Origin of the sequence: Paraburkholderia sp. SG-MS1 (assembly GCF_012275575.1) — a bacterium.
Lineage (GTDB): Bacteria > Pseudomonadota > Gammaproteobacteria > Burkholderiales > Burkholderiaceae > Paraburkholderia.
Window position 1 is genome coordinate 1 of record NZ_NPIH01000018.1, and the last position, 7,582, is coordinate 7,582.

Genomic DNA, 7,582 nt, shown 5'->3' on the forward strand with positions numbered 1-7,582 from the left:
CGTGTGCACGATCGGCCTGTCGCTGCGCTTTCGCGCGCCGATCGTGATTGCGTGGTCGACGCCCGGCGCGGCGCTGCTGGTGTCGTCGCTGCCGCATGTGGCGTATGCGGAGGCGATCGGCGCGTTCATCGTCTGCGCGGCGCTGCTCACGCTGGTCGGTCTGACCGGCTGGTTCGACACGTTGATGAAGAAGATCCCGGCCGGCATCGCCTCGGCCTTGCTGGCGGGCATTCTGTTCGAGATCGGCATCGAGATTTTTCGCGCCGCGCAGTTCCAGACCGCGCTCGTGCTGACGATGTTCTTCACCTACCTGATCGTCAAACGGCTCGCGGCGCGCTACGCGATCGTGACGACGCTGATCGTGGGCACCGCGGCCGCGGGCGGGCTCGGGCTGCTCGATTTCAGCCGCTTTCATGTCGCGCTCGCGCATCCGGTGTTCACGCTGCCGGCGTTCTCGGTGGCGGCCAGCGTGAGCATCGGAATTCCGCTGTTCGTCGTGGCGATGGCATCGCAGAACGTGCCGGGCATCGCCGTGTTGCGCGCGGACGGCTACACGACGCCGTCCGCGCCGCTGATTTCGACGACCGGCATCGTGTCGCTGCTGCTCGCGCCGTTCGGCTCGCACGGCATCAATCTTGCGGCGATCACGGCGGCGATCTGCACCGGCCCCGAAGCGCATGAAAACCGCGACAAGCGTTACACCGCCGCGGTTTGGGGCGGCGTTTTCTATCTTCTCGCCGGCATCTTCGGCGCGACCATCGCCGCGTTGTTTGCGGCGTTGCCGAAGGCGCTGGTGGTATCGGTCGCGGCGCTCGCGCTGTTCGGCTCGATCATGAGCGGCCTGACCAACGCGATGCAGGACGTGAAGCAGCGTGAGGCGGCGCTCGTGACGTTCATGGTGACGGCCTCGGGGCTCACGCTGCTGTCGATCGGTTCGGCGTTCTGGGGGCTGGTGGCGGGCGTGCTGACGCAACTGGTGCTGAACGCCCGGCGCGGGTGACGGGTTGGCGCGACGAATGGGCTCGATGTCGCCACATCGCCGAAAATCCCGTGAACGGATCGCCGAAGCCAAGTGTCAACACCCTATCAGGCGATCCGCCATAGAATAGAAGCATCCGGCAGCGTTTCCCGGCAACATCACGGGGACGCTGCAGCGTGACCCGCGGCCGCCGGCGCCGATTCCGTCCTGTCAGCCCGGCGGCGATCTCATTTCTCCTGAACCACGGCGCGCGCGCCCTGAAGGCCCGAACATGACAACCGCACTCGATCAACTCAAGCAATACACCACCGTCGTCGCCGATACCGGCGACTTCCAGCAGCTTGCCCAGTACAAGCCGCAGGACGCGACCACCAACCCGTCGCTGATCCTGAAGGCCGTGCAGAAAGACGACTACCGCCCGCTGCTCGAAAAGACCGTCAAGGCGCACGCGTCGAAGCCGGTCGGCGCAATCATCGACCAGTTGCTGATCGCTTTCGGCACCGAAATCCTCAAGATCATCCCGGGCCGCGTGTCGACCGAGGTCGACGCACGCCTGTCGTTCGACGTCGAGGGCTCGATCGCCAAGGGGCGCGAACTGATCGCGCTGTACAAGGACCACGGCATCGGCCGCGAACGCGTGCTGATCAAGCTGGCCTCCACCTGGGAAGGCATCCGCGCGGCGGAAGTACTGCAGAAGGAAGGCATCCACTGCAACATGACGCTGCTGTTCTCGCTCGCCCAGGCTGCGGCCTGCGCCGAAGCAGGTGCGCAACTGATCTCGCCGTTCGTCGGCCGCATCTACGACTGGTACAAAAAGAACGCCGGCAGCGCGTGGGACGAAGCGAAAGACGGCGGCGCCAACGATCCGGGCGTCAAATCGGTGCGCCGCATTTACGCGTACTACAAGAAGTTCGGCTACAAGACCGAGGTGATGGGCGCGAGCTTCCGCACGCCGGGTCAGATTCTGGAACTGGCCGGCTGCGATCTGCTGACCATCAGTCCGGATCTGCTGCAGAAGCTGCAGGACAGCACCGACAAGGTGGAACGCAAGCTGTCGCCGGAAATGTCCAACGACGCGAACATCGAGCGCGTGCCGGTCGACGAAGCGTCGTTCCGTTTCCTCGTCAACGACGAGGCGATGGCGACCGAAAAGCTCGCCGAAGGCATCCGCGCCTTCGCTGCGGACGCGCTCAAGCTGGAAAAGCTGATCGAAGCGCTGCGCTGAGCTTCGCCTCGCGCGCCGCGTGATTCACGCGGCTGACGCGGCCAATCGAGCGGCCCTGGACCTCGCGGTGCAGGGCCGCTCGCCGTTGCGGGCCGGCGCCGATGCTCGCGACCGCCCGCGTCACCGTTTTCCCTACGCAATAACGTCACAATCGGCGTGAGGACGGGCGACTACAATCGATTCCAGGCCCGCTCCCCGGCGCCGCTGGCGCCGGGCTGACGATGTGCACACACCTGTTCTGGGAGACGGTCATGGAAGTTCAGCCCTACGTGTTTTTCAACGGACGGTGCGAGGAAGCGCTCGCGTATTACTGCGAGAACCTCGGCGCCGAAGTCACGTTCAAAATGCGCTTCAAGGAGGCGCCGCCGGATTCGGGACACCAGCCGCGCCCCGATCTCGAAGAAAAAATCATGCACGCGAACGTGCGGATGGGGTCGACCACCTGGATGGCGTCCGACGGCAATGGCGATCCCGCAGCCGGTCCGATGAGCGGCTTCAGCCTGTCGCTGACGGCCGACGATGCCGCATCCGCCGAACGCTACTTCGCCGCGCTCGCCGACGGCGGCCAGATGGTGATGCCGTTTCAGGCCACGTTCTGGAGCAAGGGCTTCGGGATGGTGGTGGACCGCTTCGGTCTCATGTGGATGGTGACCGTGCCGGACAAGCCTTAAAGCGGTGCGTCGCGCCCTACCCCTTCAGCACACTGCGCGAATGCCGCTCGATATTCCAGTTCGGCTCGGTCTCCAGCAACAGCGCGCGTAGCCGCTCCACCTGCTCCGCAAGCCGCTGCCCGAGCCAATATGGGCCTTGCAGGTCGGGCGGCAGACCGAGCGCCGCGTCGCCGGACGTCTGCCCGAGCGGCGAAGCGGCCGGAATGCCGAACTGCGTCGCGCGTCCAAAGCGCAGTCCGCGTGCGATCGCCAGCAGAATCGCCCGCACCGCACGGACCTCGCCGCCGCATCGCGCGGCATACGCGGCGCGCGCCACGGCGTCGGCGTGCATCAGCGGACCGGTCGCGAGTAATTCCAGCGCGCTGAGCACCGAGCGATGCAGCCGTTGGATCTCTTCGAGCTTCGCCTGTGGCACGTCGATTTCCTTTGCCACCGACGGCATCAGCGAGCGCAACTGCACCAGCCGCTGGTTGATTTGCAGAAAGCGCTTGACCTGTTCCTCTTCGCTGATCGTCTCGCCATCGAGCAGCCGCGCGTAAATCGAGGCGCATTCGCGCAGATTGGCCGCTAGTCCGTAGCGCCACGAATACGTCGCGTGCAACGGCAACGCGAACGAAAACGCCAGCGCGATCACGATGCCGATCAGCACGTTCAGCGTGCGCCACAGGCCGACGTCGATCAGATTGTCGCCGTGACCCGCGACGATGCACATCGTGATCGCCGTCAGCAGCCCGACATAGCCGGACGAGCCGATCGCGAACCACGCGCAGATCGACGCGATGATCGCCATCAGCAGATAGGTGAGCGGCAGCGAGCCGACCAGATTCTGCTGCACGATCAGCAGCAGCCCGATGGACGCCCCGAGCAGCGTCCCCGCCGCCCGCTCCGCCGCCTTCTTGCGGATATTGCCGTGATGCTGCAAGCCGCCGATCACCACCAGCAGCGTCACCGACGACCAGATGCCGTGCGGTATGTCGATACCGCTGGTGGCGAGAATCGAGAACAGCATGGCGAGGCCCACGCGCAGGCTGTGCAGCACCTTCGCGTGGCGATAGCGGTAATAGGGCGACGTCACCGCGCGCATCATCCGGCTGAGCGCCGAGCGGCGTGAAATCACGGTATGGGAATCGGCAGATGCCATGGCGACGCGACCCACGCTTGGAAGGACAGTTTCGCTATCCTGCCCTGGAGTGCCCGGTCAAGACAAACGCCCGCAAGCTTTCGTCTGCGGGCGCTGCGGTTTTTCAGCCGTATCGACAACGACGCCCAGCCGAATCAGGCGTCACGGCACCATGCCATTGTGCTCAGCCTTCGACCACGTCCAGATAATCTTCCGGACGGGTGCGGTCTTCGCCGCGCTGCATGCCGAACGCGCGCACCAGCAGGCTCACCACCACCGACACCACCAGGTTCACGATCAGCGACCACACCGCCGCATAGCCCGGGATCGCCATGCCAAACAGGTGGATCGTGAAGATCGAGCTCGCCAGCTTCAGCGACACCGCCATCCACGTGCCGGTGCCGATGCCGACCGCCCACCCGATCAGCAGGCCGCGGTAGTCGAGCACGCGCGTGTACAGACCCAGCACGATGGCCGGCAGCGTCTGGATGATCCAGATCCCGCCCAGCAGCTGCAACTGGATCGCGTACGTGAGCGGCAAGCCGAGAATGAACGCGACCGCACCGACCTTGACGATCAGCGAGACCAGCTTCGCGACGTTGGTCTCCTGCTCATGCGTCATGTTGCGGTTGACGAACTCCTTGTGCACGTTGCGCGTGTACAGGTTGGCCGCCGCGATCGACATGATCGCCGCCGGCACGAGCGCACCGATCCCGATCGCCGCGAACGCCACGCCGACGAACCACGACGGGAAGAAGTGCAGGAACAGCGCCGGCACCGCGAAGTTCGGACCGAAGGCCTTGAAGTACGGCACGAATTCCGGCATGTCCTTCACGCCGGCCGCGAGCGCCATGAAGCCGAGCAGCGCGAGCAGGCCGAGCACCAGCGAATAGGCCGGCAGGAGCGCCATGTTGCGGCGGATGGTGTTGCCCGATTTCGACGACAGCACCGCCGTGATCGAATGCGGATACAGGAACAGCGCGAGCGCCGAGCCGACCGCGAGCGTCGCGTAGGCGCTATAGCCATTCAGGCTCGACACGTCCGGCGACTTCAGCAGCAGCTTGGCGGGCGGCACCACGCCGAAGATATGGCCGAAGCCGCCCAGTTGCGGCGGAATCACGATGATCGCGGCGAAGATCGTCACGTAGATCAGGATGTCCTTGACCACCGCGATCATTGCCGGCGCGCGCAGGCCCGACGTGTACGTGTACGCCGCGAGAATCGCGAACGCGATGATCAGCGGCAGATCGCCGACGAAGCCCTTGGTGTCGAAACCGAGCGCGCCGATCACCACTTCGATGCCGACCAGTTGCAGCGCGATGTACGGCATGGTCGCGACGATGCCGGTCACGGCGATCGCCAGCGCGAGCATGCGGCTGCCATAGCGGGCCGACACGAAGTCCGCCGACGTCACGTAGCCATGACGCTTGGCGATGCTCCACAGTTTGGGGAACACGACGAACGCGAATGGATAGATCAGGATCGTGTAGGGCAGCGCGAAGAAGCCGGTCGCACCCGCGCCGAACACCAGCGCCGGCACGGCGATGAAGGTGTACGCGGTGTACAGGTCGCCGCCCAGCAGGAACCACGTAACGATGGTGCCGAAACGCCGGCCGCCGAGGCCCCACTCTTCCAGATGGGCGAGATCGCCGCGCCGCCAGTGGGCCGCGACGAAGCCGAGAATGGTGACGCCGATGAAAAAGAGGACGAAGACGAAAGTTGCGGTGGCGTTCATTATTGCGCGCCCCCTTGCGAGCGACCCGTGTAGCGTTTCTTGGTCTTGAAATACACGAGCGCCGTGATGACCGCGCTGATCAGCACCCACAGGAGCTGATACCAGTAGAAGAACGGGAAGTCGAACAGCTGCGGTTCGATCCTGTTGTATGACGGCACCCAGATCATCGCGATCCAGGGTAGCAGCAGCAACCAGAGCCAGTGTTTGCTGGCTTTGTTCGCGTCGGCGTCGTGAGCCATGACGTCTCCTCTTTCCTGTTTTTGAATTGTTGGCCCGTGTCTTTGACGGGAGGTGGATCCCACAGCGGGTGGCCACGGGCGCCCCGAAGAAAGCTCCGAAAGAGTATAGGAGCCGCGAACGCGCGGTCAAGCCGGGACGACCCGAGGCCGGACCGTGCCGTGAACGGGGACATTCGCGACGGAGTAAGACTCGAAGTCAGGCGCGGGGGGTGCGGCGATGACTTGAGAGGAATGGCCACGGGTGGGAACAATGCTCGCCCTGCGAGGGCTTGCTCTATGCGGGGCGCGCTGTGCAGGCACGGGGGCGCGAGGAGCTGATACGTAGCGCTGCCTGCTGGTGTGGGCGTTATCGCCGCGCAGGGGCCGCTGGAGCGTCGCAGCGTTCGTCGATCAAAAGAGATCGCCTATGGCTGCGATCGGGGTGCTGGGGGTCCCTCAGCTTCGCCTGGGCGTTGCTGACATGACACACCCGGAGCAATCAAAGTGCCCGGCCTATGCAGAATCTCCGACTCTCGCCCCGCACCCGGAAGCATCCGCAGGCCGCCGGATCGCCACGAGCCGCCGCCTGCCCGGCCCCGCGCGCTTGCACACTCAGATAGAAAACGACACGCCCTTCTGACCCGTCGATTCCTGCAGACCCTTGATCCACTTGCGCGCCGGCAAGCCGAGTTCCGCTTCGATCAGCTTCGCGCGCGTTTGCAGCGCGGTGAACGGCACGTCGAGCGCCGGACCCGAGAACGCAATCGCGATGCGGTTGCCGTCGTGCACTTCCGGCAGCGCGACTACGCGGCCGTCGAACGCTTCGTTCAGACGCTTCATGTTGCGCACGAAGCTCGGATGATCGCCGAACAGATTCACTGTCACCACGCCCGCATCGGTCAGACACGCGCGCACCGCGCGATAGAAGCCGACGCTGTCGAGCACCGGGCCGCGGGCGGTCGCGTCATAGACGTCGATCTGCAACGCGCCGATCGTGCCGTGATTGGCGCGGTCGTTGACGAAGTCCCACGCATCAATTTCGTGCACAGTGAGACGCGCATCGTCGTGCGGCAGTTCGAACATCGTGCGCGCGGCCACCACGACCGCCGGGTTCACCTCGACCGCCTCGACCTTCGCGCCGGTCAGGAAGCGGTGCGCGAACCGGGTCAGCGAAGCCGCGCCCAGACCCAGCTGGACGATGCGCTTGGGCGTTTCGATGAATAGCAGCCAGGCCATCATCTGCTGTGCGTATTCGAGTTCGATGTGATCGGGCTTGCGCAGACGCATCGCGCCTTGCACCCATTCCGTGCCGAAGTGCAGAAAGCGCACGCCGCCTTCTTCCGAGAACGTCACCGGGGCGAAGCGCGGCTTGCGCGGCGCTTCGATTTGCGGCGCGTCGTGCAGATCGTCGTCGAGCGCGGCGCGCTTGTTGCGCCTCGTGGTCTGCGCGGTTTTCTGTTTGCCGGCGAGCGCGTCGGAGTCACGGTTGCGGAAGGCGCGCGCCTCGGCCGAAGCGCGCTTGATCAGTTTCGTCATGTGAGGATGTCGCGCCAGAGACGCAATTTTTGGTCGAACGAGAGCATAGCATTCGCCGAGGCTGCGGTTGCCGATCCAGCGCGGTGTCGCGGGCCGAC

Annotated in this window: 7 protein-coding genes; 3 read left to right on the forward strand and 4 right to left on the reverse strand. The window is 65.0% G+C overall.

The window, feature by feature from the left end; genetic code table 11:
• The 3 genes from CIC12_RS01520 to CIC12_RS01530 form a co-directional block, all read left to right on the forward strand.
• The coding region (locus tag CIC12_RS01520) for a benzoate/H(+) symporter BenE family transporter (RefSeq protein ID WP_168661503.1) at positions 1-1,000 on the forward strand (1,000 nt) is incomplete at its 5' end.
• Between the two features lie 250 nt (positions 1,001-1,250).
• Entirely contained in the window at positions 1,251-2,204 is a 954-nt protein-coding gene (gene tal / locus CIC12_RS01525; protein ID WP_168661505.1) for a transaldolase, read from the forward strand.
• Between the two features lie 251 nt (positions 2,205-2,455).
• The gene (locus CIC12_RS01530) at positions 2,456-2,875 is read left to right on the forward strand and encodes a VOC family protein (protein ID WP_168661507.1); all 420 of its coding nucleotides are present in this window, start codon (positions 2,456-2,458) and stop codon (positions 2,873-2,875) included.
• 16 nt (positions 2,876-2,891) lie between these two features.
• Here the strand turns inward: CIC12_RS01530 and CIC12_RS01535 are convergent, their stop codons facing one another.
• From CIC12_RS01535 to CIC12_RS01550, 4 genes are all read right to left on the reverse strand, one after another.
• Positions 2,892-4,016, reverse strand: coding sequence for an FUSC family protein (locus tag CIC12_RS01535; protein WP_174771861.1), 1,125 nt, complete (start codon positions 4,014-4,016; stop codon positions 2,892-2,894).
• 163 nt (positions 4,017-4,179) lie between these two features.
• On the reverse strand, positions 4,180-5,730 hold the full coding sequence (gene mctP, locus CIC12_RS01540) for a monocarboxylate uptake permease MctP (protein WP_168661509.1): 1,551 nt from the start codon (positions 5,728-5,730) through the stop codon (positions 4,180-4,182).
• A complete protein-coding gene (locus CIC12_RS01545) occupies positions 5,730-5,969 on the reverse strand; it encodes a DUF3311 domain-containing protein (RefSeq protein ID WP_168661511.1) in 240 nt (79 codons plus the stop codon). The genes mctP and CIC12_RS01545 overlap by 1 nt, the downstream gene beginning before the upstream one ends.
• A gap of 591 nt (positions 5,970-6,560) precedes the next feature.
• Complete coding sequence (locus CIC12_RS01550) at positions 6,561-7,484, reverse strand: spermidine synthase (protein WP_168661513.1); 924 nt, start codon at positions 7,482-7,484, stop codon at positions 6,561-6,563.
• Positions 7,485-7,582 lie beyond the last annotated feature (98 nt).

Bases quoted from the DNA above. Each gene is read 5' to 3' on its own strand.
- CIC12_RS01535 (WP_174771861.1), bottom strand. From the start codon at position 4,016: ATGGCATCTGCCGATTCCCATACCGTGATTTCACGCCGCTCGGCGCTC.
- tal (WP_168661505.1), top strand. From the start codon at position 1,251: ATGACAACCGCACTCGATCAACTCAAGCAATACACCACCGTCGTCGCC.
- CIC12_RS01545 (WP_168661511.1), bottom strand. From the start codon at position 5,969: ATGGCTCACGACGCCGACGCGAACAAAGCCAGCAAACACTGGCTCTGG.
- CIC12_RS01550 (WP_168661513.1), bottom strand. From the start codon at position 7,484: ATGACGAAACTGATCAAGCGCGCTTCGGCCGAGGCGCGCGCCTTCCGC.
- mctP (WP_168661509.1), bottom strand. From the start codon at position 5,730: ATGAACGCCACCGCAACTTTCGTCTTCGTCCTCTTTTTCATCGGCGTC.
- CIC12_RS01530 (WP_168661507.1), top strand. From the start codon at position 2,456: ATGGAAGTTCAGCCCTACGTGTTTTTCAACGGACGGTGCGAGGAAGCG.